The following is a 26210-nucleotide window of genomic DNA, read 5'->3' on the forward strand; positions in this document are numbered from 1 at the left end:
CCGCGCCCGCAGCCGTGCTGCCCGGCGCGGTTTTTTATGCCCGGAAAGTTCGGTGTTTCACCCATGAAAGTGCGTTTGTATGGCAAACTTCGGGCTTATTCAGTTCGATCCCTTCCGGAGCCCATGAGTATTATGAAGAATCTGCCGTTCGAGTGGCTGGTCGGCCTGCGCTACACGCGGGCGGGCAAGCGCAGCGGACGCAATAGTTTTATCTCGTTTATCTCGCTCATCTCCATGGCCGGCATCGGCCTCGGCGTCGCCGCGCTGATCGTGGTGCTGTCGGTGATGAACGGTTTCCAGAAAGAGGTGACGGACCGCATGCTGTCGGTGCTGGCGCACGTGGAAATCTTCGACGGCCGGGGCTCGATGCCGAACTGGCAGGAAGAAGCGGCCGCCGCGCGCAAGAATCCGGAAGTGATCGGCACCGCGCCGTTCGCCGAAACCCAGGGCATGCTGGTGCGCGACGACGTGCTGCGTCCGGCCATCATCCGTGGCGTGCTGCCGGAAGAAGAGCCGAAAGTCTCCGACGTCGCTAAACAGACCAAACGTGGCAGCTTCAATGCGCTGCAACCGGGCGCCTACAATATCGTGCTCGGCATCGAGCTGGCGCGCGCGCTGCGCGTCAACCTCGGCGAGAAGGTGACGCTGGCGCTGGCCCAGGGCCAGCCGACACCGGCCGGCGTGCTGCCGCGTCTGCGCTCGTTCACCGTGGTCGGCATCTTCGAGGCGGGCCACAACGAATTCGACTCGGCGCTGGCCTTCGTCCACCTGACCGACGCTGAAAAACTGTTGCGCATCGATGCGCCGGCCGGCCTGCGCCTGCGCCTGCAGGACATGCACCGCGCGCCGCAGGTGGCGCAGGACCTGAAGGCGTCGATGCCGGGCGACCTGTTCGTGCGCGACTGGTCCAAGCTGAACGCCAACTGGTTCGCCGCCGTGCAGACCGAGAAGCGCATGATGTTCATCATCCTGACTCTGATCATCGCGGTGGCCGCGTTCAACCTGGTGTCGACGCTGGTGATGACCGTGACCGACAAGCAGGCCGACATCGCCATCCTGCGCACGCTGGGGGCCTCGCCGCCGTCGATCATGAAGATTTTCATGATCCAGGGCGCGCTGGTCGGCATTCTCGGCACCGCCATCGGCGTCGGCCTGGGCGTGCTGGTGGCGCTCAACATCGACGTGATCGTACCGTTTATCGAACATTTATTGGGAGTGCAGTTCTTGTCCAAGGATATTTACTACATCAGCACCGTGCCGTCGGACCTGCGCTGGCCGGATGTATTCAAGATTGGCGGCGTCGCCGTGGTGCTGGCGTTTGTCGCGACGCTGTACCCGAGCTGGTGGGCCGCCCGCGTCAAACCAGCGGAGGCACTGCGCTATGAGTAACACGAGTAACCAGGAACCTGTTGTCCTGTCCTGCCGCAACCTGGGCAAGACCTTCACCCAGGGCGCGTATTCGGTACAGGTGCTGGCCGGGATCGACATCGACATCCGTCGTGGCGAGCGCGTGGCCATCGTCGGCGCCTCCGGTTCCGGCAAGTCGACCCTGCTGCATCTGCTGGGCGGCCTCGATACGCCGACCAAGGGCAGCGTGACCTTGCAGGGCAACGACTTCGCCAGCCTGAGCGAAACCGCGCGCGGCGACTTGCGTAACAAGTCGCTGGGCTTTGTCTACCAGTTCCACCACCTGCTGCCGGAATTCAGCGCGCTGGACAACGTCGCCATGCCGCTGATGATACGCCGCGTGAAACGCGACCAAGCCACGTCGGCCGCGCAGCAGATCCTGCAGCGCGTCAACCTTGGCAAGCGCGTGTCGCACGTGCCGGGCGAGCTGTCGGGCGGCGAGCGTCAACGCGTGGCGCTGGCGCGCGCGCTGGTCACGCAGCCGGCCTGCGTGCTGGCCGACGAACCGACCGGCAACCTCGATCACGCCACCGCGCAGCAGATCTTCGACCTGATGCTGGAACTGTCGCGCACCCTGGGCACGGCCTTTGTCATCGTCACCCACGACATCGAACTGGCGCGCCGCTGCGACCGCGTACTGCGCATGACCGACCAGGGATTGCAGGCCGACGAGGGCTGACACCATGTGGATCGACACCCACTGCCACCTGGACGCCCACGAATTCGGCAACGAATCCGTGGCGCAGGCCGCGCTGGCCAAGGCGCAGGGTGTCGGCATGATCGTCATTCCGGCGGTGGAGACGGCCAATTTTTCCATCGTCAGCCAGCTGGCCGCCAGCATCGACAACGGCTGCTACGCGCTGGGCATCCATCCGATCTACGTGCCGAACGCCAAGGAAGACGACCTGCGCGTGCTGCGCGAACAGGTCGCCGCCGCCATGGCCGACCCGCGCTTCGTGGCGCTGGGCGAGATCGGCCTCGACTTCTTCATTCCCATGCTGACCGAACCGGCCATGCGCGAGAAGCAGGTGTTCTTCTTCCGCGAACAGCTGAAGATCGCCCGCGAATTCAGCCTGCCGGTGCTGATGCACGTGCGCCGTTCGCAGGACGTGATTCTCAAGCACGTGCGGCAGATACCGCCGGCCGGCGGCATCGCCCACGCCTTCAACGGCAGCGACCAGCAGGCCAAAACTTACATCGACCTCGGTTTCAAACTGGGTTTTGGCGGCGCCATGACCTTCACGCGCGCGCTGCAAATACGCCGCATGGCGGCCGAACTGCCGCTCGAATCCATCGTGCTGGAAACCGACGCGCCGGACATTTCGCCGGCCTGGGTCCATCCCGGCCGTAACAGTCCGGATCAGATTCCCCGCATCGGCGCCGTGCTGGCCGAACTGCGCGGCATCACGCTGGAGCAGGTGGCCGCCGCCACCACGGCCAACGCCAAGGCAGCCTTACCTCGACTGTAGTCCCATTCCGATAGATATTGTTTGCACAACAGTGCATAATAATTAATCTTATTAGATTAATAATGGAGGCTGCAATGAGAACAAACGTCCTCAGCATTAGTTTCGCCATCTTCCTGCTGGCGCCCGCGCTGTGCATGGCGGACGCCAGCCAGGTGTCCGAGCGCGCCATCGATGTGCCCCGGTGCAGCAGTCCGGCCGCCAAGGTGGTGTTCACCGAATTCAAATGCAAATCCGCGGACTGCTCGGGTGGCGGCACGCAGCAGGACCCCCGCGAGTACCGCTGGTGGGAGCGTTCCGGCAACGTCAGCCAGCCGCGCTACACGGGCGTCGGCACCGGCATGACCGAAATGCTGGCCACCGCGCTGACCCAGACCGGCTGCTTCGATGTGCAGGAGCGCGCCGAACTGGACGAAATCAATCGCGAACTCGCGCTGGTCGGCAAGAAAGTCGAGGCGGATGCGGCCGACTACATGATCACCGGTTCCATCACGTCGCTGGGCTTTGAGCAAAGCTCCACCGGCCTGGGCGGCGCCAATTTCCTGCGCGGCCCGCTGGGCTTCCTGGCCGGCGCGGTCGACTTCAAGAAATCCAAGGTGCACATGAACATGGATATCCGGGTGGTGGACATCCGCCGCGCCCGCATCATCGCCTCCAGGACCTTCCAGGCCAACAATGAGAAAAACGGTTTCGGCATCTCGGCCTTGGGTTGGGGCGGCGGCACAGTGTTGGGCGGTAGCCACGCCAGCATTTCCGGTTCGCCGCTGGAAGAGGTGGCGCGCGATCTGCTGGTGCGCTCGACCTCGTTCCTGACCGAGACCATCGCCGCCCGTAACATCAGCGAGCACGTGATGGTGAATGCCACCGACGTCAGCGCCAAATAAACCGGCGATACGTAAACCAATATCGGAGGGCGAAAAAAAACGATTGGATCGTATGTTGCGATCTCCATAAGATGAATTGAGCGGTGTTAAAACTGCATCAGAAAAATATACTTAGGGAGACAACATGCACCACCAACCCATCCGCATCGCGGCGGTCGCCGCACATCCATGCCACCTGAAACTGTCCGTCGTCGCGCTGCTGGGCGCCGGCCTGCTCAGCAGCGCCTCGGTGTGGGCGCAAGCGGTCGTCGACAGTACCGAGCCGGCTGATACGACCGTGGTCGTCACCGGCGTCAAGGCATCGTTGATCAAGAGCCTGGCGATCAAGCGCACCAGCGACCAGGTCGTGGAATCGGTCGTCGCCGAAGACATCGGCAAGCTGCCCGACAACAATGTGGTCGAAGCGTTGCAGCGCGTGACGGGGGTGCAGGTCACCAACCGCGCCGGCGGCGAAGTCGGCACCTTGTCGATTCGTGGTCTGCCCGATGTCCAGACCACCTGGAACGGCCGCAATATTTTTACAGCGTCCGGCACGCAGGTCGCGCTGCAGGACATTCCATCGACACTGGTGCGCCAGATTGACGTCTACAAGACGCGCGACGCCAGCCAGCTGGACACCGGCATTGCCGGCCAGGTAGACGTCAAGTCGCTGCGGCCGTTTGATTTCAAGGGGCCGAAAGTGTCGCTGTCGGCGCGCGAAACCTATCTCGATCCCGCGAAAAAGACCAACCCGCAGTTCAGCGCCATGGCAAGCAACCGCTGGGAAACCGGCATCGGCGAAGTCGGCGCCCTGATCAATCTGTCGGCCAGCCAGACGAAGTACCGCAATGAAAGCGTGACGCCGGGTGCGATGGTGCCGTTTGTCAGCCCGAATGCCGCCGAAGTTCCGCCAGGTTACACGCCCTTGCAGCGCATCACCGACACCAGCATCTGGACGCCGGGCACGCATACCGGCCTGCCGACGGCGGCGGGTTCGACGCTGGACTTCAACGGCAAAGCCTATCCTTATTACCTGTCGCGCGACGCCGTGTTCCAGAGCGACGTCCAGGGCAAGCGGGAGCGTCCTGCCGCCAACATCGCCTTGCAGTGGAAGCCGAACAGCGATGCGGTCTACACTTTCGAATCGATGTACAACGGTTACCGCGACAAGTCGTTCAACCAGTTGCTGTTCAGCTTTGTCGACTGGTGGGGGGATCTCGGCAGCAACCCTGCGAACTCGATTACGACCTACCCGGGAACGAACATCATCAAGAGCCGTACCGTCGGCAGCGTCTATGGCTTCAACAGCGGCGACTACACCACCTCGGCCACCGATTCCTACGTGTATGCCCTGAACGGCAAGTGGAATCTTGGCGACCGCCTACGGCTGGACGGTGATATCTCGTACCAGACCAGCACCTATCATTCGGAATTTACCGCTACCCGGATTGATCGCGTTGCGCCGTCCATCAACGTCGACTTCAATGCCGGCGGCGGCAACACGGCCTTCCATTTCAACAACGACGCCGACCTGACCGACCCGACCAAGTGGAATGTGGCGCAGTTCTACGATAACGCCAACCGCAACAAGGGCAGCGCCGCGACGGCCAATCTGTCGGGCGTCTACGACGCCAACTGGGGCGCGCTGGAAACGATCCACTTCGGCGTGCGCTTCGACGACCGCAAGGCGTCGGAAGCCAACCGGACGCAATCGGGTACCTTGAACCGCAGCCTTGCCTCGCTGGGACCGGCGTATGCCTCCACCAATTCGAACTTCGGCACGGATATCTCGGACGTTCCGCGCTCGTGGCTGGAGCCGAATGCCTATTACATCCGCGACCATATCGACGACTGGCGCAAGCTGTTTAGCTCGACCGATCCGAACTTCCTGAACACGGATCAACTGAGCCTGCAGAAGACGTTCGAGGTTGAAGAAAAGACCAGCAACCTGTTCCTGATGGGGAATACCCAAAACGAGCTGTTCGGCCATCGCCTGCGCGGCAATTTCGGCCTGCGCTACGTCAAGGTCAATACCGACATGACCTTCTATAAGGTGGACGCCACCACCAAGGCGGTCACGCCGTCCAGTGCCAGCAAGTCGACCAGCAAGGTCCTGCCCAGCATGACGCTGATTTATGACCCGTCCAGGGACGTCGTGCTGCGCTTTAACTATGGTGAAACCCTGCGCCGCCCGAACTTCGGTGATCTGAATCCTGTGTTGCAGCTCGGTGACGATGTGTCGAAGGTGGGTTACGGCTCGGGCAGCGGCGGCAATCCTGACCTGAAACCGACGCGCTCCAAGAACCTGGATCTGACGGCCGAGTGGTATTTCCAGAAGGACAGCGCACTGTACGGTACTGCGTTCAAGCGCAAGATCGACGGCCTGGTCGTGGGCCTGCGTCGCAAGGTGCACGTCGATCCGGCGAACGACCCGTTCCGCAATTCGACCTCGGGCGGCGACCATACCAACGGCTATGACTACGTCATCAACTCGCCGGTCAATGCCTCCGACGGCGAGATCAGTGGCGCGGAACTCGGCCTGATCTACTTCCCGAAAGGGCTGCCGAGCCTGCTGGACGGGCTGGGATTCCAGGGCAGCTATACCCATCTGACCTCGTCGCAGAACGTACCTGACGCCAATGATGCCGGCGAAATCGTCGCCCAGCTCAAGACACCGTTCTTCGGCGTGTCCAACAGCTCCTACAACGCCACCCTGGCTTACGAAAAAGGCCCGGTCAGCGCGCGCCTGTCGTATGTCTGGCGCTCCGGCTTCCTGGCCAGTAATGAAGCGGCCTTGTTTGCCAATCCGATTGGTATCTGGCGTCATCCTGAAAAGAGTGTGGACATGCAAATCTCCTACAAAATCAACGACAACATGTCGGTCGATATCAGCGGCGTCAACCTGACCAACGAAATGCAGCAGCAGTACTACCATTTCGGCGATGCGGGTAACGCGCAGGTGAGCAATTTCGGTACGCTGCAGATCGGACGTTCGGTCTCGGTCGGCTTGCGCTGGAAGATGTAAGCCTCGACAGTCAATAAGGCCTCGCTAGCCAGGAAGGGCGTTGCTCGGTTCACAGCCGCAACGCCCTTCTTCATTTCAACCGTGCCGCGATATTCAAGCTGATGCGTTCTTTGCACTGTTGCTTTTGTGCTGCGAGCGGGTAGCGCGATGAACGAGGTTTGATTCATATCAAACTGCGGCAAGGGGGGCGCCATTCACCGTTTTTGTTTGTGTACTATCGCTACGACTAGGCGATTCTACGTGTAAGCCGACGGCCGTGAGCCTTCGTATTCGAAATTTCTACCGGAGAATTAATATGACTGATCTACGCGATTGTCAGAATGCATAAAGCCTGATCGTACTAGCTATGTAATGGCGAGGCGGACTTCTAGTATTTGCCAAAATAAAAATCAGATGCGAGGTGATGTCATGCGTAAGCTGTTAGTGATGTTACTTTTTAATATTTGCGGCGTGTGTGCAGCTCAAGAAACGTGTTCTTTAACTTCACTTCAAGAAAATTTAGACATTGCTGCCGCCGTTTCTCCAGACAAATCAACGGCATATTTAGTGCAATCTGTCGATCCTAAAAAAATAATTTCGATTGAACTTCGAGTGCCTTGTTCTGAAGCTGATCTTTTAAAACTTGGCTTTCAAATTCGACAAAATATAAGGTATAGCGCCAGCCAATCCACCGCAGGTGGATTCGAAGAGGTAGCACTCTATCAAAGAGAACAATTCGCTCTAAGATGTTATTTTGAATACGCCTTAGACAAGCCGGGCAGAAATGCAAAGGTGCTCTGGTCGAGAAGCGCATGCCAACAAATCGTCCCGATCAGACTCGTTGCTAAATAGGAAATCCTGAACCTGTACGTGACAGAAATAATAGCTGACGTCTTTCGCTGAATATGAACCTTGGAAGGTTCTGTTTCAATTCAGTATGCCCTTGATGTGTATCAAACGGCGGTAAGGCGTAAGCCTGCCGCCGTTTTTATTTGCGTAATATCGCCACGAGGAGGCGGTGCTATGCGGATGGGATTCCTCGGTTTTGCGATTGGGGCGGCTTGCTTGCAGATGAAGGCAGAGTTGCCGTCGTTTTTGGCGGCAACCTCGGCATGTGGCTTATGGGTGGCACTACTTCTGGCTTGGCGTTGTATTGGGCCGCCTGTGGTGCGCGGAGTGAGCGCCTTGCTGCTCGGCTGCCTGCTGGGATTTCTGTGGGCTGCGTGGTTGGCACATGGGGCCTTGGCGCCCCAACTCGCGTTGGAAGACGAGGGGCGTGATTTTCACATCGTTGGTACGGTTGATAACTTGCCGTATAAGTTTTCGCAGGGCGTGCGGTTTAATTTCGCAGTGGAGCGCGCGGATGGTGCGGTGCCGCCGAAGATTGCGTTGGCGTGGTACTCGGGATACCGCGATCAGGTGACCGAGGTGCCGGACATTCAGCCGGGCGAGCGCTGGCAGTTGACGGTTCGCCTGCAACGGCCGCACGGCAACGCCAATCCCTACGGTTTCGATTACGAGGCGTGGCTACTGGAGCAGGGCCTGCGGGCCACCGGCTACGTGCGCGTGGCGCGCGACAATCAACGGCTGGATAGTTTTGTTGTCAGCGCCGGCAATCTGATCGAGCATAGCCGCGCCGTGCTGCGCGCGCGCATTCTGGCCGCGCTGCCCGGCAAGCCATATGCTGGCGTGATCGTCGCGCTGGTGGTGGGCGATCAGCGTGGCATCGATCAATCGGACTGGCAGGTGTTCAACCGCACGGGCATTGGCCACCTCATTTCCATCTCCGGGCTGCATATCACGATGGTGGCCGGGCTGTTTGCACTGGCGGCATTCACCTTGTGGCGCAAGTCGTTCTTCACCCGCGCGCAGTTACCGCTGCTGCTGCCGGCGCAGAAGGTGGCGGCGCTGGTTGGCGCGGCGGTGGCGTTGCTGTATGTGCTGCTGGCCGGTTTCGGCGTGCCGGCGCAGCGCACGCTGTACATGCTGATGGTGGTCGCGGCGGCGCTGTGGTGCAATCGCCTGACCAGCATCTCGCACGTGCTGTGCACCGCGCTTGGCGTGGTGCTGGTGATCGATCCGTGGGCGGTATTGTGGCCTGGTTTCTGGTTGTCGTTCAGCGCCGTCGCCGTGATTTTGTACGCGACGCTGGGACGAACGGCGCCTTTGCCGCTGTGGGAAACCGATCCTGCCGCGCCGCGTGTGCCGGCGCCGCCGTCTTACCGCGAGCGGCTTTGGCTGACACTGCGCGTCGGCGCGCATACGCAATACGCGGTCACGCTGGGACTGGTGCCGATCACGATGCTGCTGTTTGGCCAGGTGTCCGTCGTCAGTCCGCTGGCGAATGCGGTGGCCATTCCGCTGATTAGCCTTGTCGTCACGCCGCTCGCGCTGATTGGCAGCATGATGCCTGCCGTGTTGTCCGCGCCGGTGCTCACGCTCGCGCACTGGCTGGTGGAGTTGCTGGCGTTATGTCTGCAATGGTTCAGCGCCATGCGCTACGCCGTGTGGAGCGCGCCGCAGCCGCCGTTCTGGCTGTTCTGCTGGGCGATGCTTGGCACCCTCTGGCTGCTCGCGCCGCGCGGCTGGCCGGTGCGCTGGCTTGGCCTGGCGACGTGGATACCGTTGCTGGCGGCCGAAGCGTCACACCCTCCGCCCGGCCGCCTGACCGTCACTGCATTCGATGTCGGGCAGGGCATGTCGCTGCTGATTGAAACCAGCGGACACCGGCTGCTGTATGACACCGGGCCTGCCTACAGTCCGGAGTCCAACGCCGGCAATCGCGTGCTGCTGCCGTATCTGCGCGCGCGTGGCATCAGCGCCCTGGACGGTGTGATCGTCTCGCACAGCGATGCCGACCATTCCGGCGGCGCGCTGGCGGTGCTGGAGGGCGTGCGCGCCGGATGGGTCCTATCGTCGCTGCCGATGCAGCATTTGATCGTGCAGGCTGCGCGCCGGCACGTGCCATGCGCGGCAAGCCAGCGCTGGACGTGGGACGGCGTGCAGTTCGAGATCTTGCACCCGCTGGCGGCCAGCTATGCGGACAGCACGCTCAAGCCCAACGCGCGCGGCTGCTCGCTGAAAATCACGGCCGGCGGCAAGTCCATGCTGCTGGCGGGCGATATCGAGGCGGCGCAGGAGGCGCAGTTGCTGGAGAGGGATGCCGGCAGACTGCGCGCCGATGTGCTGGTCGCGCCGCATCACGGCAGCGGCACCTCGTCCACGTTGCCGTTCCTGCAGGCCGTGAAGCCGCAGCTGGCGCTGTTCCTGGTCGGGTATCGCAATCGATATCGCCATCCGAAAGCGGAGGTGTATGCGCGCTATCGCCAGCTCGGGATTCAATGTCTGCGAACCGACGAGGAGGGCGCTGTCACGCTGCAATTTGCGGATACGCTACAGTTCTCGGCCTACCGGCGCGATGCGGCACGCTACTGGTACGGACGCTAATATCTGGTCGAGGCAGGCGTCGCGCCGGCGATGGCGGACACGGCCAGCAGCGCGACTAGTTTCCGAGTGAATTCTATCGTCGTGCCAAATATTATCTGATTATCTACTCTTAAAACCAATTTAGAGCGTTTCCACCAGTCCCGCGAGGCTGCGCCCATTACAATGGGGAAAAAACAACCATACGGAGACCGCTTGTGAGCAAGCCCAAGCTGCATTTCGCCCACGCCAACAGCTATCCGGCGGGCGTGTACCGCCAATTCTTCGCGCTGCTGGGCGAGCATTTCGATATCCAGTCGGTCGACATGCACGCCCACAATCCGGACTACCCGGTCACCGACGGCTGGCCGCACCTGGTTGACGAATACATCCGCGAGCTGACCACCCGCTACAACGAGCCAGTGATCCTGGTCGGCCACTCGCTGGGTGGCATGCTGAGCCTGATGGTGGCGCACAAGCGCCCGGACCTGGTGCGCTGCGTGGTGATGCTCGATGCGCCAGTGGTCGGCGGCTGGCGCGCCTTCGCCTGGCGCATGATCAAGCTGCTGGGCCGCGCTTACGTGGTGCCGCCGGCCAAGTTCTCCATCCGCCGCCGCAACGTCTGGCCCAGCGTCGATGCCGCCTACCAGCATTTCGCCGCCAAGGACTTGTTTGCCGCCTGGGCGCCTGGCGTGCTGGGGGATTACATGGACAGCGGCCTCAAGCCGCATCCGGAAGGCGTGCAACTGCGCTTCACGCGGGAAAACGAAACCGCCGTCTACGCCACCTTGCCGCACCATCTGCCGCAACTGCTGCGCGGCGGCTATCCGGTGCCGATCGGTTTCATCGGCGGCGACAATTCCTGGGAGACCAGCCAGTCCGGCCACCAGCACACCAAGGCGCTGGTCGGCAGCCATTTCCGCATCGTGCCCGGCGGCCACCTGTTTCCGATGGAATCCCCGGCCGTGGCGGCCGAGGCCACGAAGCAAATGATCGACGAACTGCTGGCCGTGCAATCTGGTAAAAAAGTTCTTAAAAATGAGGCTTTAGCGTAAAATCTCGTGCATTTGGCGCAGCCGCGCCTCCCTCGTGTTTAGGAATGCATTGCGATGACGATTAAAAGCGATAAATGGATACGCCGCATGGCGGAAGAGCATGGGATGATCGAGCCGTTCTTCCCGGATCAGGTACGCCAGGAGGAGGGCCGCAAGGTCATTTCCTACGGTACTTCCTCGTATGGCTACGACATCCGCTGTGCCGATGAGTTCAAGGTGTTCACCAACATCAACAGCACCATCGTCGATCCGAAGAACTTCGATTCGAACTCGTTCGTGGACGTGAAAAGCGACGTCTGCATCATCCCGCCGAACTCGTTCGCGCTGGCCCGCACCATGGAATACTTCCGCATTCCGCGCAGCGTGCTGACCGTGTGCCTGGGCAAATCGACCTACGCGCGCTGCGGCATCATCGTCAACGTGACGCCGTTCGAGCCGGAGTGGGAAGGCTATGTGACGCTGGAGTTTTCCAACACCACGCCGCTGCCGGCCAAGATCTACGCCGGCGAAGGCTGCGCGCAGGTGCTGTTCTTCGAGAGCGACGAGTTGTGCGACGTCTCGTACAAGGACCGCAACGGCAAGTATCAGGGCCAGCATGGCGTGACCCTGCCAAAGGCATAAGACAAAAACGCGGGCCACGGCCCGCGTTTTTATTTCTTCACCGGCAAAATCATCTCGACGCACAGGCCGCCGCCGGCCCGGTTGGTGGCCTTGATGCTGCCGCCATGCGCTTCGATTACATGCTGGGCGATCGCCAGGCCAAGGCCGTGTCCTTCGGCGCCGGCATTACTTGAGCGGAAGAAGGGCTGGAAGATGGTGTCCAGATCCGCCGGCGACACGCCCGGACCGCGATCCAGCACCCGTATCACCAGCTGGCTGGCTTCCGGCAGCGCACGCGCTTGCAACTGCACTTCGCCGGTGTCCGGGCTGTGCTTGATGGCGTTGCGCACCACGTTTTCGATGGCGCGGCCCAGCAGGTCCGGCTGGCCGAGCACCGTCACATCCGCTTCGCCTTCCTGCACCACGGTGCGCTGCTGACTGGCCGCTTCGTAGCGGGCGTCATCGGCGATCTGGTCGAGCAGGTCGGCCATGCTGATCTCTTCCTGGCTGGCCTTGATGGCGCCGGCTTCCAGGCGCGCCAACGTCAGCAGCTCGCCGACCAGCTTATCCATGCGCACGCTTTCGCGTTCGATGCGTTCCATCGACGCGCTCCATTTTTCCGGCTGCTGGTGCGCCAGGCCGATGGCGGCCTGCAGGCGCGCCAGCGGCGAGCGCAGTTCGTGCGAGACGTCGTGCAGCAGACGGGTCTGGCCATCGATCAGATTGCGCAGGCGCGCGGTCATGCGGTCGAAGTCGCGTCCCAGGTCGTTGAGTTCGGTGCCGCTCTTGCCGCTGGCGGTGGCGAAGCGCGGCGCCAGGTCGCCATTGGCGGCGGCGTCGAACGCTTGCCGCAGCGCGCGGATCGGCCGCGAGAAGTACCAGGCCAGCAGCACCGAGAACAGCAGGCTGGCCAGCGTGGCGGCGGCGATGGGCACCCACGGGCCGAGCGGCTGGAAGCGCGGTCCCCACTGGCGGTCGCCGCCCATGTCGCCCTGCATGCCGGGGCCGGGGCCGCCGGGGCCGCCAAAGCCGTTCGGGCCGTTGCCCGGCATCGGACGCGGACCCTGGCTGCGGCCATCTCCTGCTTGAGCGCCATCGAGCGGCGGCATGGCGCCGTTGGCGGCCGACGGGTCAAAGCCTGGCGGCGGGCGGTTGCCGCGCTGGTCGTTGCGGTTGCGGTCGTCGCGGCGGTCATTGCCTTCCAACACCGAGGCGGCTTTCATCGCCATCTGCGCGCCGCCGCCGAGGCCGGCCAGCAGCGGACGGTTGTCGCCATCCAGGCCGCGCTGGTATTCGCCCGATGGCAGGAACAGCAGATAGCGCTTGCCGTCGTCGCCGGTCACCTGGCGCACCACGCGACGCTTGCCGTCTTCCTTCAGGCGCACGCGCGATTCCTGCAAGGTCTTCGGATTGACGATGCGCCCCAGCAGCTCATGTTCCTGCTCGTCCACCGCGTAGACGCGATGGCGTTCCATATTCTCCAGCATCCGCTGCAGCGCCTTGACGCCGCCGAACTCCAGCGTAGCGGCGGCCGAGTTGATGGCCATCTCGGCCGGCGGGCTGGTGTCCAGGTTGACCAGCGGGCTGGTCTGCTGATTACGGTTCTTCAGCCAGATGGCGCCGCCGATGCCGACAGTGGCGGCAAACTGCGCCAGCAAGATGCACAGGAAAAACTTCCAGAACAAACGGCCCAAGGCTTACTCCTTGATCAGCTGGTAGCCGAGGCGGTAGACAGTTTGCAGGCAGGAGCGGCCGTCGGCAATGGTGCCGAGCTTGTGGCGCAGCGAACTCAAGTGGACGTCGATGTTGCGGTCGAAACGCGCCAGTGGGCGGCCCAGGCCTTGTTCGGACAGGGTGTTCTTGCTGACCGGACGGCCGGCGTTGCGCGCCAGCACTTCCAGCAGGTTGAATTCGGTGCTGGTCAGTTCCAGCTTGTTACCGGCCCAAGTCGCGCGGCGCTGTTCCGGCCACATCACCAGTTGGCCGACGGTGATGGCGGTCTGCTGGCTGTTGTCGGCCGGGGCGCTTTGCGCGCGGCGCAGGATGGCGCGGATGCGGGCGGTCAGCTCGCGCGGCGTGCAGGGCTTGGCTACGTAGTCGTCGGCGCCCAGTTCCAGGCCGACGATGCGGTCGGTGTCGTCGCCGCGACCGGTCAGCATCAGGATCGGCAATTGACTGTTGGTGCGGATGCGGCGCAGGGTTTCCAGACCGTTCATGCGCGGCATCATCACATCGAGGATGGCGATGGAATACAGGCCGGTAAAGGCTTCCGCGGTGCCGGCTTCGCCGTCATGCACGGTTTTGACATCGAAACCTTCCTGCTCCAGGTATTCCTGGAACATGCCCACCAGTTCGATATCGTCGTCTATCAACAGTACTTTGCTCTTCATTTGCCGCGTTTTCTTTATATACAGATCGCCCATCATAACAGCGCCCATAGGGCCGCCGACGTTGTTTTACTCCGATTTACAACGCGTTTCCAAATAGTAACTAAATATCAGATCGGCATCTTTACGTAGATTTACGTTGCCCTAACGCCACTTAACGGTCGCCGCCAAGAGAATGGTGTCTCACTACCAATCAAGGATTATGGGCAATGAAAACATCAAAACAACATGGTCGCAACTTCCTGCTGGCCGCCGTCCTGGCGATGCCGCTGTTTGCGATGGGAGGCGCTGCCCGCGCCGACGAGACGAATGCAGACCAGCCGCCACCGATGGCGCAGGGCGAACAGGGCCCGCGCGGTCCGCAAGGCGATGACCGTGGCCCTGGCGGTCCGGACGAGCACGGCGGTCCCCGTGGCGGACCGGAGCACGGCGGTCCGGGCTTTGGCCCAGGCTTCGGTCCCGGCCCAGGGTTTGGCGGCCATCCGCCATTCTTCCGCAGCATCGATCTGAACGAAGCGCAGCAGGACAAGGTCTTCGCCATCCTGCACGCCGAGGCGCCATACCTGCGCGAGCAAGGCAAGGCCGCCGCCAAGGCCCGCGAAGCGCTGCACGCGCTGGCCACTGCCGACAAGTACGACGACGCCAAGGCCGCCGCGCTGGCCAAGGAAGCCGCCACCGCCGAGGCCAACATCGTCCTGCAGCACGTGCGCACGCAACAGAAATTGCTGGCCGTTCTGACGCCGGAACAGCGCAAGAAGCAAGCGGACGAGAAGCCGCGCCATCCGCCACGCGACTGACGTTTTTAGCAGTGCAGTCCCCCCCGTAACTTCCTTCGAACTAATTAAGCGGAGAACCGTATGTCCATCAGCGCCTTGAGCTCCTCCAGCGCTGCCAGCGCGCTCAGTTTCCTGAGCCGTCTGAGCAGCACCAACAGTGCCAGCAGCAGTAACACCACCGGCAGCACCCAGAGCGTGCGTCCGCCACCGCCGCCACCGGATGACAGCGGCTTTGCCGACGCCATCGCCGAGGCGCTGAAATCGATCGGCATCACCGACACCACCTCAAGCACCAGCAGCACCGATTCCTCGACTTCATCGACCTCGTCGACGGCGTCGAGCAGCACCGATACCACCACCACCGATGCTACCGACGTGGCGGCCGCACTGGGCAGCTTCCTGCAAAGTTTGATGGGTGCGCTGCATGCGCAAAACAGCGGCAACGACGCGCCGCCGCCATACAACGATGCACAAAGCGGCGGCCAGGGCGGTCCCGGCAAGCTGGAATCGGATCTGCAAAGCCTGATCTCCAAGCTGAGCTCGGACACCACCGACAGCACCTCCAGCACGGACAGCACCGACAGCAGCGATCCGGTCGATCAGCTGGAAAGCGCCTTCGCCAACCTGCTGGACAAGCTCGGCGTCAGCAGCGCGGACAGCACGGCAAGCACCACCACCGACAGCACGGACAGCAGCACGTCCAGCACCTCCAGCGACGCCGCCACCAAGCTGGCGGCCTTCCTGGAAGCGCTGTCGAGCAAGGTCGGCCATAACGGCACGAGCGGCAACCTGGTCAACACCACGGTTTAAGTTGTATCCGCCGCGACGCCACGGGCATCGCGGCGGCATTCTCACCCAAGCAGGAGCAGGTATGGAAATTCATGACGATATGCACGAACACAGTCTGGCGGACGATCTGTCCGCCATGCTCAACCTGAACAGCGACCGGCGCCAGACGCTGCGCTGGCTGCTGGCAGGCGCCTCGGCGTTGCCGGTGATGGGTTGTGGCGGCGGTTCCGGCAGCGCCAGCGATACCGCAAGCACCACTTCGGCGGCGACCACCACCACGCCGACCACGACAACGACCGGCACCACCACAACCACGACGACCACCACGACCACGCCAACCGCTGGCTCGTGCTCGGTGATTCCGGAAGAAACCGGCGGCCCGTACCCGGCCGATGGCACCAACAGCACCAGCGCCGGCGTGGTCAACGTGCTGACGCAATCGGGCGTGGTGCGCAGCGACATCCGCAGCAGCTTCGGCAGCGCCAGCGCCACGGCGGCCGGCGTGCCGCTGACCATCAAGCTGCAGTTCGTCAACGCCAACAACAACTGCGCGGCGCTGTCCGGCGCCGCCGTGTACCTGTGGCATTGCGACCGCGACGGCAATTACTCGCTGTATTCGAGCGGCGTGACCAACCAGAACTATCTGCGCGGCGTGCAGGAAACCGACAGCAGCGGCAATATCACCTTCACCACGATCTATCCCGGCTGCTACTCGGGCCGCGTGCCGCATGTGCACTTCGAGGTGTATCCGTCGCTGGCCAAGGCCACCACGGCGTCGAGCCGCATCAAGACTTCGCAGTTCACCTTCCCGGTGGCGACCAGCAACGCGGTGTATGCGACCACCGGCTACAGCGCCAGCGTGAAGAACCTGGCGGCGATCAGCTTTGCCACCGACAACGTCTTCAGCGACGGCTACGCGCTGCAAATGGCCACCATCACCGGCAACGCCACCGACGGTTATGTGGCGACGCTGGTGGTGGCGGTTTCCGCTTAAGCAGCGTTCATGAAGCCCAGGTTGCGGTTGCTGAAGTTGGCGATGTTCGGGAACACATCCGCGATCTGGGTGGCCGACAGGCCGAACCAGCTGGCCAGCGTGGCGCCGTACTGATCGACCGAGGTGGTCGGCAGCAGCGAGCCGGAGCCGACGTCCAGCGAGTGGCCCAGGCCGGTGACCGGCATGCTGCCATAAATATCCTTGCCCTTGACCGCGCCGCCCATGATGAAGTGGTGCGAGCCCCAGCCGTGGTCGGTGCCGTCGCCATTGCTGGTGAAGGTGCGGCCGAAGTCGGACGCGGTAAACAGCGTCACCTGGTTGCGCATATTGGCGCCTTGCAGGTTGCCCATCACGCCATCGAAGTAAGCCATGGCGTGCGCCAGCTTGGCGAGCATGTCGGCCTGAGTGGTGAGCTGGTAATCGTGGGTATCAAAGGTGCCCAGGTTGACATAAAACACCTGGCGGCGCGCGCCAAGTGCGCTGCGGCCGCCGATGATGCGCGCCACGGTCTGCAGCTGCACCGCCAGGGGATTGACGGTTGCCACGCCGGTATTCGGGTTGATATACGGGGTTGGGTCGGGTACGCCCGAGCCAGCCGCCAGCATTCCGCTGCTGAGCGCGGCCTGCGAGTTGATGGCGCGCGCAACGACCGCTGCATGCTCCTTCTGGAACAGATTCGTCGGCTCTGCGGTGATGATCTGGCGTAGCGGATTGCTGCCGGCCGGCATGCCGAACAGGCTCTCGTTCAGTTTGGTGATCGGCGCCGCACTGGTGCCGCTGATCTGGTACTGGCGCACCGTGCGGCCGGCCAGGAACAGGGCGTTGCCGGCGCTGGAGATGCAGGTGAACGTGGCGTTGCTGTTGCCGGACGCGACCAGGTCGGCGATGCGGCCGCCCCAGCCCGACGTAGCGGTGGTTTCCGCCTGGGTCGACTGCCAGGTGGCTTGCTGGTCGTTGTGCGAGAACAGACGTGGCGGCAGTTGCACGCTCTGGGCCTTGAACTGCACCAGCGTGGTTGGCTGGATCAGCGTGCCGACGTTGGCGACGATGCCGACGCGGCCGGCATCGAACAGCTGTTTCAGCGGTCCCAGCGATGGATGCAGGGCGAAACTTCGGCCGGCCTGCGGACTGTTCGGTGTGATCGGCAGCACGCCGCCGGTGGCGCCCACGCCCGGCAGGGCGATGGAGCCGGTGCCGCCGGTATTGCGAATGCGCTGGTATTCATTCCACGAGCCGCTGTCGGTCGGCAGCACGGTGTTGAAGTGATCGTTACCGCCGGTCATGAACAGGCAGACCAGGGCCTTGTAGTCGCTGGCGTTCTGCGCGGCGGCATTGCCCATGGCCGCCAGGTTCAAGGTGAAAGGCATGGCGCCAGTACCGGCCAGGGCCAGCATTTTGCCGAGGAATTGACGGCGTGATGGATGAGGGTGCATGGTGGTCCTTTTAGCGTTGAGCCAGGTATTCGGGCGAAGCCATCGTCAGGTAGATGGCGAGGTAGACGCGGTTCTTGCGGGCGGTTTCCAGGTTGGTCGCATTGGTCACGACGGTCGGCGAAATATTGACGGCGTTCAGCGCGGTGATGATCTGGTTGCGCAGCGTGCTGCTCATTTGGCCGGCCAGCAGCAGTTGGTTGATGCGGTCCACCAGCAGCGCCGGCTGCGAGATCAGCGCCATTTCCGCGCTGTAGTCGGGCTGGATATCGCGGCTGCTGCCGATGCCGTTTGGTATCACGATCTGCATGAAGTTCAGATAGCCGGTGACGGTCGGTTCACCGGTGATCTGCATTTCCGGCGCCACCATGCCGGCGGCGGCCAGCGTGGTGTTCGGCGGCGTATAGCCAGGGCGATAGAAGTTGAAGACCGACGGCGAACGCAGCGGCGTCTGACCCAGGCCCAGCAGCGCGTCATCGGTATTGATCATCATGAAGCGGCCGCTGGTCGATTTGACGTTGAAGGCGCGCATCCAGTTGGCCAGGCGCAGCACCGGCTCGCGCAGCTTCTTGCCGTCGCCGGTAAAGCCCGCTTCCGGGTCCAGCAGCACAGCGCGAATCACGGCGCGCATGTCGCCGCGCACGCCGGCGCCATTGTTGTTGAATGCGGCCGCCACCCGGCTGATATAGCCAGGGCTTGGATTGCTGGCCACCAGGTGCTGAATCAGCTGGCGTCCGATGAACGGACCAACGTTGGGGTGGTTGAACAGCGTGTCCAGCGCCACTTTCAGATCGGCCTCGCCGCTGCCATTGGTGGTGACGCCGAGGAAGCTCTTCGACGAGCTGGAGTGGAAGAGCGGATAGTTCTGCATCGGCGTCCAGTCGCGTGCCGGATCGGGGCTGCCGCCGTGGAAGCGTACCAGGCTCTGATCGGGGCCGGCCCAGCTCCAGCCCGTGAACACCTTGGCCAGTCCCATGACATCGTCATGGGTATAGGTTTCGAGCTGCTTGCCGCCGCTGGTCTTGATGCTGCCGTCCAGGTTGAGCTGATACAGGCCGATACTCATCAGTTGCATCACTTCGCGGGCGAAGTTTTCATCCGGAACGCGGGCGCCGCTTTCCTTCTGGTTGCGCATATGACTCAGGTAAATACCCATCATCGGGTGCAGCGCCACGCCTTGCAACAGATCGCGGAAATTACCGAAGGCATTCTGGTTCAGCATGTCGTAGTAGCTGCTCACGCCGTAGGCGCGGTTGCCGATATTGGCGTCCACCATGGAAATGACGAAAATCTGCGACAGCGCGTAGGTCACGCGTTGACGCAGCTGGTCATTGCCGTTGATGGCTTGATTCCAGAACGATTCCAGCACCTGGTTCTGGCCCACGGCAACGCCGGTGGCGGCAACCTGGATGATGTGGTTGCGGTGCAGGGTAGGCGCAAGCTGGAACTGGTTGTTGATCCAGTCTGCCTTGCTGCTTGCAACCAGCGCGTCAATGCTGGCCATGGTCGGACCAAAGCTGGCCTGGCCCAGGAACTGCGCTGCTTCGGCACGGGTAAGCGGGGTGGCCACAGCCGCCGTGGCTTGCGTTGCGCCCTGTCGCACCAGCGTGGACTGCCTGGACAATGCGGATACCGATGGCGAAGTCGCGCTGGCTGGCTCGCTGGCGACGCTGATGCCAGCCGTGCTGATGGTGCCAGGCGTGGCGCTGCCGTTACTGCTGCCGCCACCGCAGGCCGCCAGGCTCAGCATCAGGGTGACTAGGAGAGAGGATCGAAGTTTCACGTTATTGCCCATAGGAATTGATGGGCTCAATTGTGACATGCGGAAACTAATTGTGTTTCATAGCGTACAGACAAAATTAATTTTTTTAAATTTAATTATCCGGAGATGAATGGAGATGAACGATAATTGCGCGAAGTTATCCGGCTGAAAACTAAGATGATTTTCTGCAAATGTCAGATTTGTGCAACGCAATATTAACAAGTAACAAAAAAAGGCAGCCGAAGCTGCCTTTTTGATGCCGCATTGCGCGTGTTATTGCTTCACGCAATCCACGAAGTAGCCGCGCTTGCCGTCGACCTCGCGCTTGACCAGGCCGTGGACGTCGGTTTCAAAGCCCGGGAAGCGTTCGTTGAAGTCGCGCGCGAAGCGCAGGTAGTCAACGATGGTCTTGTTGAAGCGCTCGCCAGGGATCAGCAGCGGGATGCCTGGTGGGTAAGGCGTCAGCAGGATCGAGGTGATGCGGCCTTCCAGTTCGTCGATCGCCACGCGCTCGATTTCGCGGTGCGCCATCTTGGCGAAGGCTTCCGACGGCTTCATCGCCGGCACCATGTCCGAGAGGTACATCTCGGTGGTCAGGCGCGCCACGTCGTAAGCCTTGTAGAAATCGTGGATCTGCTGGCACAGGTCGCGCAGGCCCATTTTTTCGTAGGTCGGATTGGCGGCCGCGAATTCCGGCAGGATGCGCCACATCGGTTGGTTCTTGTCGTAGTCGTCCTTGAACTGTTGCAGCGCGGTCAGCAGCGTGTTCCAGCGGCCCTTGGTGATGCCGATGGTGAACATGATGAAGAAGGAGTACAGGCCGCACTTCTCGATGATGACGCCGTGCTCGGCCAGGTACTTGGTGACGATGGACGCCGGAATGCCGGTCTCATCGAACTTGCCGTCCAGCGACAGGCCTGGATTGACGATGGTGGCCTTGATCGGGTCCAGCATGTTGAAGCCCGGCGCCAGCTTGCCGAAGCCGTGCCAGTCGTCTTCCGCCTTGATGATCCAGTCTTCGCGCGAGCCGATGCCTTCTTCGGCGAACTCGTTCGGGCCCCACACCTTGAACCACCAGTCCTTGCCCCATTCGGCGTCGATCTTCTTCATGGCGCGGCGGAAGTCCAGCGCTTCCAGGATGGATTCTTCCACCAGCGCGGTGCCGCCTGGCGCTTCCATCATGGCCGCGGCCACGTCGCACGAGGCGATGATCGAGTATTGCGGCGAGGTCGAGGTGTGCATCAGGTAGGCCTCGTTGAAGGCGTCCTGGTCCAGCTTGACGGTTTCCGATTCGCGCACCAGCACCTGCGAGGCCTGCGACAGGCCGGCCAGCAGCTTGTGGGTCGATTGGGTCGAGAAGATCATCGACTCTTTCGCGCGCGGACGGTCCTTGCCGATCGCGTGCATGTTCTTATAGAAGTCGTGGAAGGTGGCGTGCGGCAGCCAGGCTTCGTCGAAGTGCAGGGTGTCGATCTGGCCGTCCAGCAGCTCGCGCAGGGTCTCGACGTTGTACACCACGCCGTCGTAGGTCGACTGGGTGATGGTCAGGATACGCGGCTTCTTGTTCACGGCTTCGCGCGCGAACGGGTTGGCTTCGATCTTGCGCTTGATGCTCTCCATCGAGAACTCTTCCAGCGGGATCGGGCCGATGATGCCCAGGTTGTTACGGGTCGGCATCAGGAACACCGGAATCGCGCCGCACATGATGATCGAGTGCAGGATCGATTTGTGGCAGTTGCGGTCGACCACGACGATGTCGCCAGGCGCCACGGTCGAGTGCCAGACCATCTTGTTCGAGGTCGAGGTGCCGTTGGTGACGAAGTAGCAATGGTCGGCGTTGAAGATGCGCGCGGCATTGCGCTCGGACTTGGCGACCGGGCCGGTGTGGTCCAGCAGCTGGCCCAGCTCTTCGACGGCGTTGCAGACGTCGGCGCGCAGCATGTTTTCACCGAAGAACTGGTGGAACATCTGGCCGATCGGCGATTTCAGGAACGCCACGCCGCCCGAGTGGCCAGGGCAGTGCCACGAGTAGGAGCCGTCGTTGGCGTATTCGACCAGCGCGCGGAAGAACGGCGGCGCCAGGCCGTCCAGGTAGGACTTGGCTTCGCGGATGATGTGGCGCGCGACGAATTCCGGCGTGTCCTCGAACATGTGGATGAAGCCGTGCAGTTCGCGCAGGATGTCGTTCGGGATGTGGCGCGAGGTGCGGGTTTCGCCGTACAGGTAGATCGGGATGTCGGCGTTCTTGTAGCGGATTTCCTCGACGAAGGCGCGCAGCGACTTCAGCGCGGTGTCGGTGTCTTCCACCGAGCCGGTGCCGAACTCTTCATCGTCGATCGACAGCACGAAGGCCGACGCGCGCGATTGCTGCTGGGCGAACTGGGCCAGGTCGCCGTAGGAGGTCACGCCCACCACTTCCATGCCTTCTTTTTCCATGGCGTCCGCCAGGGCGCGAATGCCCAGGCCGGACGTGTTCTCGGAACGGAAATCCTCGTCAATGATGACGATGGGGAAACGAAATTTCATGCATGTCTCCAAAAAAGCAAGCCGCCCCTGACAGGATGTGAAGGGGCGGACAGGGCGCGACCAATCGGATGAACTGGCCGCAAAAAAATAAGAACGGGATTCTCGCAGAAATACTGCCTCTACGGGAAAAAAATTATCGTAACAGAATGCATGAGCAGCATGACGCCGCCATGACAGACAGCAATATTACTCAGGCAATATTGTTCAATGCACCAGCCAGGCCAGGCCGCCCAGCACCAGGCCGACGCCGGCCACGCCGTAAGCCAGGCCCATCATCCACTTCTTGCGGGTCAGCAGGGTGATAGCGGCCAGCGAGATGGCAATCTGCTCGGCGGTGGTGGCCAGTGCCCATTGATGGTGCTTGTGCATGGCTTCGTCCGACTTCTCGTTCCATTCCTTGGACGATTCCTCGAACTTCTCGGCTTCCTTCTTGATCTCTTCCTTGTCGTGCTTGTAACGGGCGGCGTCGGCCTCGTAGCGCTTGGGATCGACGCCGGGCAGGGTCATGGCCAGTTCGGCCAGGTTCTGGCGGGCGGACTTGGCCTGGTAGTAGTTCCAGCGGTTGGCCGCTTCGGTCTTGTCGATGGCGGCGTTGTTCTTGAACAGGGCCGCGTCGTTCTGCGTGGCGCCGCCGAGGTAGCCGAAGGCGGCGCCGACGGTGGCCAGGATGGCCGTCATCACGGCGATGTTGTTGGAAAAGCCGTCGCTGCCGTGCGCAGCATGTTCAACTGCGTGATCGTGCGGGCCGTGGACGTGGAAGCCTTCGCTAGACATGGGTATCCTCTTTCAAACTTGGTAAAACTCAGGCCTTGCGGCGCAGGGTGACAAAAGCGTAGCGCAAACCGGAAGCCTCCGACGCGTGTTCCTCGCGGGCGGTTTCCTGCCACGCGTTGGCGTCGATCTCGGGGAAGAAGGCATCGCAATCGAAGGTATGGGCGATTTGCGTAATAATCAACTGGTCGGCCAGTTGCAGCGACTGCTTGTAGATCTCGGCGCCGCCGATGACGAAGCCTTCGGCGCCGTTCAGCAGCGCGATGGCCGCTTCGATGGAGCCGACCACTTCCACGCCGTCATGGCGCCAGTCCGCATTGCGGGTGATGACGATGTTGCGGCGGCTCGGCAGCGGACGGCCGATCGAATCGAAGGTCTTGCGGCCCATGATGATCGGGTGGCCGGTGGTCAGGCGCTTGAAGTGCGCCAGGTCTTCCGGCAGCTTCCACGGCAGGGTGTTGTTGATGCCGATGCCGCGCTGGGCATCGGTGGCGACGATAATGGTCAATAAGCTCATGGTTCTGCAATTCGGTAATGAGCCGGTATTATCGTTCAAAACCGCCGCCGAGGGCAGGGCGAACTTGCTACGGCGCCGATTGCGCCTGCGCCGCCTGGATCCGGCGCGAAAAGTCCTGCAGATCCGGCGCCGCGATGTCGGATACCGCGGCGTACTGCATGCCGTCCTGCGTCCAGCGCAGCAGGTGGAAGCCCTGGCGGCTGCCCGCGTGGGGCGCGGAGTCGCGCTGCGCGCCGTCCGGCCATACGTACAGGTTGATGATGTGCAGCCGGTGCCGGTAGGCCAGCGCCGCCACCGGCCGTTGCTGGAGGTAGTCGAGCCGGCCGCCGATCAGCGGATAGCCCTGCGTGGCCAGGTCGTGCACCGGCGGCGAGTAATCCAGTTTGCCGGCAAACCAGGGCTTGACGGTGTGCTGGTCGGTGGAGGCGACGTCCGCCAGATGGTCGGGCATCAGTGCGCGGAAGTGGCTGGCCACCAGCTCGCGCTCGGCCAGGTCGTCCCGCGACGGCTGCGCCAGATACAGCGACAGCGTGACGGCAAAGGCGGTGGTGGTGGCGGCCGCGAGGCCCAGGTTGATCCATGCCCATGACCAGCGGCGGCGGGCGGCGACAGGCTGCGGCGGCGCGTTTTCATGCAGCACGGCGCGGATGCGGTGACGCAGATAGGCCGGCGCCGCATATTGGGTGGCGTCGACCTGGACCTGGTCCTGCAATGCTTCCAGCTCCGCCAGCGCGGCGCGGCAGGCGGCGCATTGGTCCAGATGGTCTTGCGCCTGCAGCAGTTCGGCGCCGTTGAGTTCCGCGTCCAGATAGGCCGACAATTCCTCGCGGCTGAGTTTACAGTCCATCCTGACCTCCCTGTTTCAAATAGGCGAGCAACAGCTTGCGCGCCCGCGCCAGGCGCGACATCACCGTGCCGATCGGAATGTCCACCACCTGCGCGATTTCCTTGTACGACAAATCATCCATCTCCTTCAGTACCAGCACTTCGCGGAACGCGTAGGGCAGGCGGCTCAGAGCCGCGTCTACGCTGCGGCCGGCGTCGCGCGCGGCGGCGATGGCGGCCGGATCGCTGACGCCTTCCTGCGCCGGTTCCTCCGGCATCTCGTCCAGATCCAGGTCGGCGCGCTGGTGCCGGCTGTCGCGCTGCGTGGTGTAGTAGGTGTGGCGGACGATGGTCAACAGCCAGGTGCGGGCGTCGCCGCCGCGAAAGCCGTCGGCGAAACGGAACGCGCGCAGATAGGCGTTCTGCACCAGATCGTCGGCATCGTGTGCATTGCGGGTCAGCCAGCGCGCCAGGTTGTAGGCCGCGTCCAGGTGCGGCATGGCCAGGGCTTCGAACTGCGCGGTTTTATCGGGATCGCCCAAAAGCTTGTCCATCGTAGTGGTCCAGACTATGAAGACTCGATGCCGGGCATTTTTATTCCCGCTTTAAAAATAAAAAAATCAGCGGGAATAAGCACGTGGCGATGCGGGTTTGAGGGAGTGCGGCTTGTGTATCCGATGTCGATTATGCCACGGATGCGCAGCCTTCTTTTTCAATCGGCGACGGGAGACACATCATGATGGATCGCAGGGAGTTTTTAAGGCTGGGCGCGGTGGGCGGCGGCGCCGTATTTATCTCCGGGCTGTACGGGCCGGCGCTGGCGGCGGCCGGCGGCGAGGATTTCTATTTCGTCCAGCTGTCCGATTCGCACTGGGGCTACAAGGGACCGGCCAATCCGGACGCGCAGAACACCTTGAAGCAGGCGGTGGAGCGCGTCAACGCGCTGCCTGCGCCGCCGGAGTTCATCGTGTTCACCGGCGACCTGACCCACACCACGGACGACCCGGCGGAGCGCCGCCGCCGCATGGCGGAGTTCAAGGAAATCGTCGCGGGGCTGAAGGTGAAGGAGATCCACTTCCTGCCGGGCGAGCACGATGCGTCGCTGGACAAGGGCGCGGCCTATCAGGAGTTCTTCGGTCCCACGCACTACAGCTTCGATCACAAGGGCGTGCATTTCATCGCCATCGACAACGTCTCGGACCCCGGCGCGCGTATCGGCGAGGCGCAACTGGCATGGCTGAAGGCCGATCTGGCGACGCAGGCCCAGGACGCGCGCATCGTGGTGATCACGCACCGGCCCTTGTTCGATCTGGCGCCGCAATGGGACTGGGCCACCCGCGACGGCGCTCAAGCCATTGCGCTGCTGATGCCCTATGCGAACGTCACCGTGTTTTACGGCCATATCCACCAGGAGAACCACCACATGAGCGGGCATATCGCGCACCATGCGGCCAAGTCGCTGATCTTTCCGCTGCCGGCGCCGGCATCACAGGAAAAGCGCACGCCGCTGCCGTGGGATGACGCCGCACCGGCCAGGGGATTGGGTTTCCGCGAAGTCGAGGCGCAGGCCAGGACCGGCTTCCAGATCACCGAACTGCCGGTCGTGAAAGGATAA

Annotated in this window: 22 protein-coding genes; 13 read left to right on the top strand and 9 right to left on the bottom strand. The window is 62.4% G+C overall.

What is annotated here, in order from left to right; genetic code table 11:
• The first annotated feature begins 123 nt into the window (after positions 1-123).
• From GJ695_RS14900 to dcd, 9 genes are all read left to right on the top strand, one after another.
• The gene (locus tag GJ695_RS14900) at positions 124-1389 is read left to right on the top strand and encodes a lipoprotein-releasing ABC transporter permease subunit (RefSeq protein WP_154365999.1); all 1266 of its coding nucleotides are present in this window, start codon (positions 124-126) and stop codon (positions 1387-1389) included.
• A complete protein-coding gene (gene lolD, locus GJ695_RS14905) occupies positions 1382-2086 on the top strand; it encodes a lipoprotein-releasing ABC transporter ATP-binding protein LolD (protein ID WP_154366001.1) in 705 nt (234 codons plus the stop codon). The genes GJ695_RS14900 and lolD overlap by 8 nt, the downstream gene beginning before the upstream one ends.
• A gap of 4 nt (positions 2087-2090) precedes the next feature.
• Entirely contained in the window at positions 2091-2876 is a 786-nt protein-coding gene (locus tag GJ695_RS14910) for a TatD family hydrolase (protein ID WP_154366003.1), read from the top strand.
• 74 nt (positions 2877-2950) lie between these two features.
• A complete protein-coding gene (locus GJ695_RS14915; protein ID WP_154366005.1) occupies positions 2951-3757 on the top strand; it encodes a CsgG/HfaB family protein in 807 nt (268 codons plus the stop codon).
• 124 nt (positions 3758-3881) lie between these two features.
• Entirely contained in the window at positions 3882-6761 is a 2880-nt protein-coding gene (locus GJ695_RS14920) for a TonB-dependent receptor (RefSeq protein ID WP_154366007.1), read from the top strand.
• Between the two features lie 408 nt (positions 6762-7169).
• Positions 7170-7592 (top strand): hypothetical protein, encoded by a 423-nt coding sequence (locus GJ695_RS14925; protein ID WP_154366009.1) that lies wholly within the window; start codon positions 7170-7172, stop codon positions 7590-7592.
• Between the two features lie 171 nt (positions 7593-7763).
• On the top strand, positions 7764-10187 hold the full coding sequence (locus GJ695_RS14930) for a DNA internalization-related competence protein ComEC/Rec2 (protein WP_154366011.1): 2424 nt from the start codon (positions 7764-7766) through the stop codon (positions 10185-10187).
• 194 nt (positions 10188-10381) lie between these two features.
• Positions 10382-11218, top strand: coding sequence for an alpha/beta fold hydrolase (locus tag GJ695_RS14935; RefSeq protein ID WP_166455232.1), 837 nt, complete (start codon positions 10382-10384; stop codon positions 11216-11218).
• A gap of 54 nt (positions 11219-11272) precedes the next feature.
• Positions 11273-11839 carry a dCTP deaminase gene (gene dcd, locus GJ695_RS14940; protein WP_154356781.1) on the top strand — a complete coding sequence of 189 codons (567 nt, stop codon included), beginning with the start codon at positions 11273-11275 and terminating at the stop codon, positions 11837-11839.
• Positions 11840-11868: 29 nt separating this feature from the next.
• Here the strand turns inward: dcd and GJ695_RS14945 are convergent, their stop codons facing one another.
• Positions 11869-13512 (bottom strand): sensor histidine kinase, encoded by a 1644-nt coding sequence (locus GJ695_RS14945; protein ID WP_154366012.1) that lies wholly within the window; start codon positions 13510-13512, stop codon positions 11869-11871.
• A gap of 3 nt (positions 13513-13515) precedes the next feature.
• Entirely contained in the window at positions 13516-14208 is a 693-nt protein-coding gene (locus tag GJ695_RS14950; RefSeq protein WP_154366013.1) for a response regulator transcription factor, read from the bottom strand.
• A 206-nt stretch (positions 14209-14414) separates the two neighbouring features.
• Between GJ695_RS14950 and GJ695_RS14955 the strand changes: the two genes are divergently transcribed.
• From GJ695_RS14955 to GJ695_RS14965, 3 genes are all read left to right on the top strand, one after another.
• A complete protein-coding gene (locus GJ695_RS14955; RefSeq protein WP_154366014.1) occupies positions 14415-15002 on the top strand; it encodes a Spy/CpxP family protein refolding chaperone in 588 nt (195 codons plus the stop codon).
• 60 nt (positions 15003-15062) lie between these two features.
• Entirely contained in the window at positions 15063-15791 is a 729-nt protein-coding gene (locus GJ695_RS14960) for a hypothetical protein (protein WP_154366015.1), read from the top strand.
• 61 nt (positions 15792-15852) lie between these two features.
• On the top strand, positions 15853-16764 hold the full coding sequence (locus GJ695_RS14965; RefSeq protein ID WP_154366016.1) for an intradiol ring-cleavage dioxygenase: 912 nt from the start codon (positions 15853-15855) through the stop codon (positions 16762-16764).
• On the opposite strand, the gene GJ695_RS14970 is transcribed toward GJ695_RS14965, so the two are convergent.
• From GJ695_RS14970 to GJ695_RS15000, 7 genes are all read right to left on the bottom strand, one after another.
• On the bottom strand, positions 16761-18197 hold the full coding sequence (locus tag GJ695_RS14970; RefSeq protein WP_208023426.1) for a DUF1501 domain-containing protein: 1437 nt from the start codon (positions 18195-18197) through the stop codon (positions 16761-16763). The two genes, GJ695_RS14965 and GJ695_RS14970, sit on opposite strands and share 4 nt — an antisense overlap.
• 10 nt (positions 18198-18207) lie before the next feature.
• Positions 18208-19977: a DUF1800 domain-containing protein gene (locus GJ695_RS14975; protein ID WP_371866531.1), complete on the bottom strand. Its 1770-nt coding sequence runs from the start codon at positions 19975-19977 to the stop codon at positions 18208-18210.
• A 252-nt stretch (positions 19978-20229) separates the two neighbouring features.
• Positions 20230-22482: an arginine/lysine/ornithine decarboxylase gene (locus GJ695_RS14980; protein ID WP_154366018.1), complete on the bottom strand. Its 2253-nt coding sequence runs from the start codon at positions 22480-22482 to the stop codon at positions 20230-20232.
• A 204-nt stretch (positions 22483-22686) separates the two neighbouring features.
• Complete coding sequence (locus tag GJ695_RS14985; protein WP_154366019.1) at positions 22687-23256, bottom strand: DUF4337 domain-containing protein; 570 nt, start codon at positions 23254-23256, stop codon at positions 22687-22689.
• A gap of 28 nt (positions 23257-23284) precedes the next feature.
• Positions 23285-23770: a dihydrofolate reductase gene (locus GJ695_RS14990; RefSeq protein ID WP_154366021.1), complete on the bottom strand. Its 486-nt coding sequence runs from the start codon at positions 23768-23770 to the stop codon at positions 23285-23287.
• A 67-nt stretch (positions 23771-23837) separates the two neighbouring features.
• Positions 23838-24617, bottom strand: coding sequence for an anti-sigma factor family protein (locus GJ695_RS14995; RefSeq protein ID WP_154366022.1), 780 nt, complete (start codon positions 24615-24617; stop codon positions 23838-23840).
• On the bottom strand, positions 24607-25149 hold the full coding sequence (locus GJ695_RS15000; protein ID WP_154366024.1) for a sigma-70 family RNA polymerase sigma factor: 543 nt from the start codon (positions 25147-25149) through the stop codon (positions 24607-24609). The genes GJ695_RS14995 and GJ695_RS15000 overlap by 11 nt, the downstream gene beginning before the upstream one ends.
• 185 nt (positions 25150-25334) lie before the next feature.
• Here GJ695_RS15000 and GJ695_RS15005 point away from each other — a divergent pair, with 185 nt between their 5' ends.
• Complete coding sequence (locus tag GJ695_RS15005; protein ID WP_154366115.1) at positions 25335-26210, top strand: metallophosphoesterase family protein; 876 nt, start codon at positions 25335-25337, stop codon at positions 26208-26210.

Source organism: Duganella alba (assembly GCF_009674495.1).
In the GTDB taxonomy this organism is placed as follows: Bacteria; Pseudomonadota; Gammaproteobacteria; order Burkholderiales; family Burkholderiaceae_D; genus Rugamonas; species Rugamonas alba.

Bases quoted from the DNA above. Each gene is read 5' to 3' on its own strand.
- GJ695_RS14900 (WP_154365999.1), top strand. From the start codon at position 124: ATGAGTATTATGAAGAATCTGCCGTTCGAGTGGCTGGTCGGCCTGCGC.
- lolD (WP_154366001.1), top strand. From the start codon at position 1,382: ATGAGTAACACGAGTAACCAGGAACCTGTTGTCCTGTCCTGCCGCAAC.
- GJ695_RS14910 (WP_154366003.1), top strand. From the start codon at position 2,091: ATGTGGATCGACACCCACTGCCACCTGGACGCCCACGAATTCGGCAAC.
- GJ695_RS14915 (WP_154366005.1), top strand. From the start codon at position 2,951: ATGAGAACAAACGTCCTCAGCATTAGTTTCGCCATCTTCCTGCTGGCG.
- GJ695_RS14920 (WP_154366007.1), top strand. From the start codon at position 3,882: ATGCACCACCAACCCATCCGCATCGCGGCGGTCGCCGCACATCCATGC.
- GJ695_RS14925 (WP_154366009.1), top strand. From the start codon at position 7,170: ATGCGTAAGCTGTTAGTGATGTTACTTTTTAATATTTGCGGCGTGTGT.
- GJ695_RS14930 (WP_154366011.1), top strand. From the start codon at position 7,764: ATGCGGATGGGATTCCTCGGTTTTGCGATTGGGGCGGCTTGCTTGCAG.
- dcd (WP_154356781.1), top strand. From the start codon at position 11,273: ATGACGATTAAAAGCGATAAATGGATACGCCGCATGGCGGAAGAGCAT.
- GJ695_RS14950 (WP_154366013.1), bottom strand. From the start codon at position 14,208: ATGAAGAGCAAAGTACTGTTGATAGACGACGATATCGAACTGGTGGGC.
- GJ695_RS14955 (WP_154366014.1), top strand. From the start codon at position 14,415: ATGAAAACATCAAAACAACATGGTCGCAACTTCCTGCTGGCCGCCGTC.
- GJ695_RS14960 (WP_154366015.1), top strand. From the start codon at position 15,063: ATGTCCATCAGCGCCTTGAGCTCCTCCAGCGCTGCCAGCGCGCTCAGT.
- GJ695_RS14965 (WP_154366016.1), top strand. From the start codon at position 15,853: ATGGAAATTCATGACGATATGCACGAACACAGTCTGGCGGACGATCTG.
- GJ695_RS14970 (WP_208023426.1), bottom strand. From the start codon at position 18,197: ATGCACCCTCATCCATCACGCCGTCAATTCCTCGGCAAAATGCTGGCC.
- GJ695_RS14980 (WP_154366018.1), bottom strand. From the start codon at position 22,482: ATGAAATTTCGTTTCCCCATCGTCATCATTGACGAGGATTTCCGTTCC.
- GJ695_RS14985 (WP_154366019.1), bottom strand. From the start codon at position 23,256: ATGTCTAGCGAAGGCTTCCACGTCCACGGCCCGCACGATCACGCAGTT.
- GJ695_RS14990 (WP_154366021.1), bottom strand. From the start codon at position 23,770: ATGAGCTTATTGACCATTATCGTCGCCACCGATGCCCAGCGCGGCATC.
- GJ695_RS14995 (WP_154366022.1), bottom strand. From the start codon at position 24,617: ATGGACTGTAAACTCAGCCGCGAGGAATTGTCGGCCTATCTGGACGCG.
- GJ695_RS15000 (WP_154366024.1), bottom strand. From the start codon at position 25,149: ATGGACAAGCTTTTGGGCGATCCCGATAAAACCGCGCAGTTCGAAGCC.
- GJ695_RS15005 (WP_154366115.1), top strand. From the start codon at position 25,335: ATGGATCGCAGGGAGTTTTTAAGGCTGGGCGCGGTGGGCGGCGGCGCC.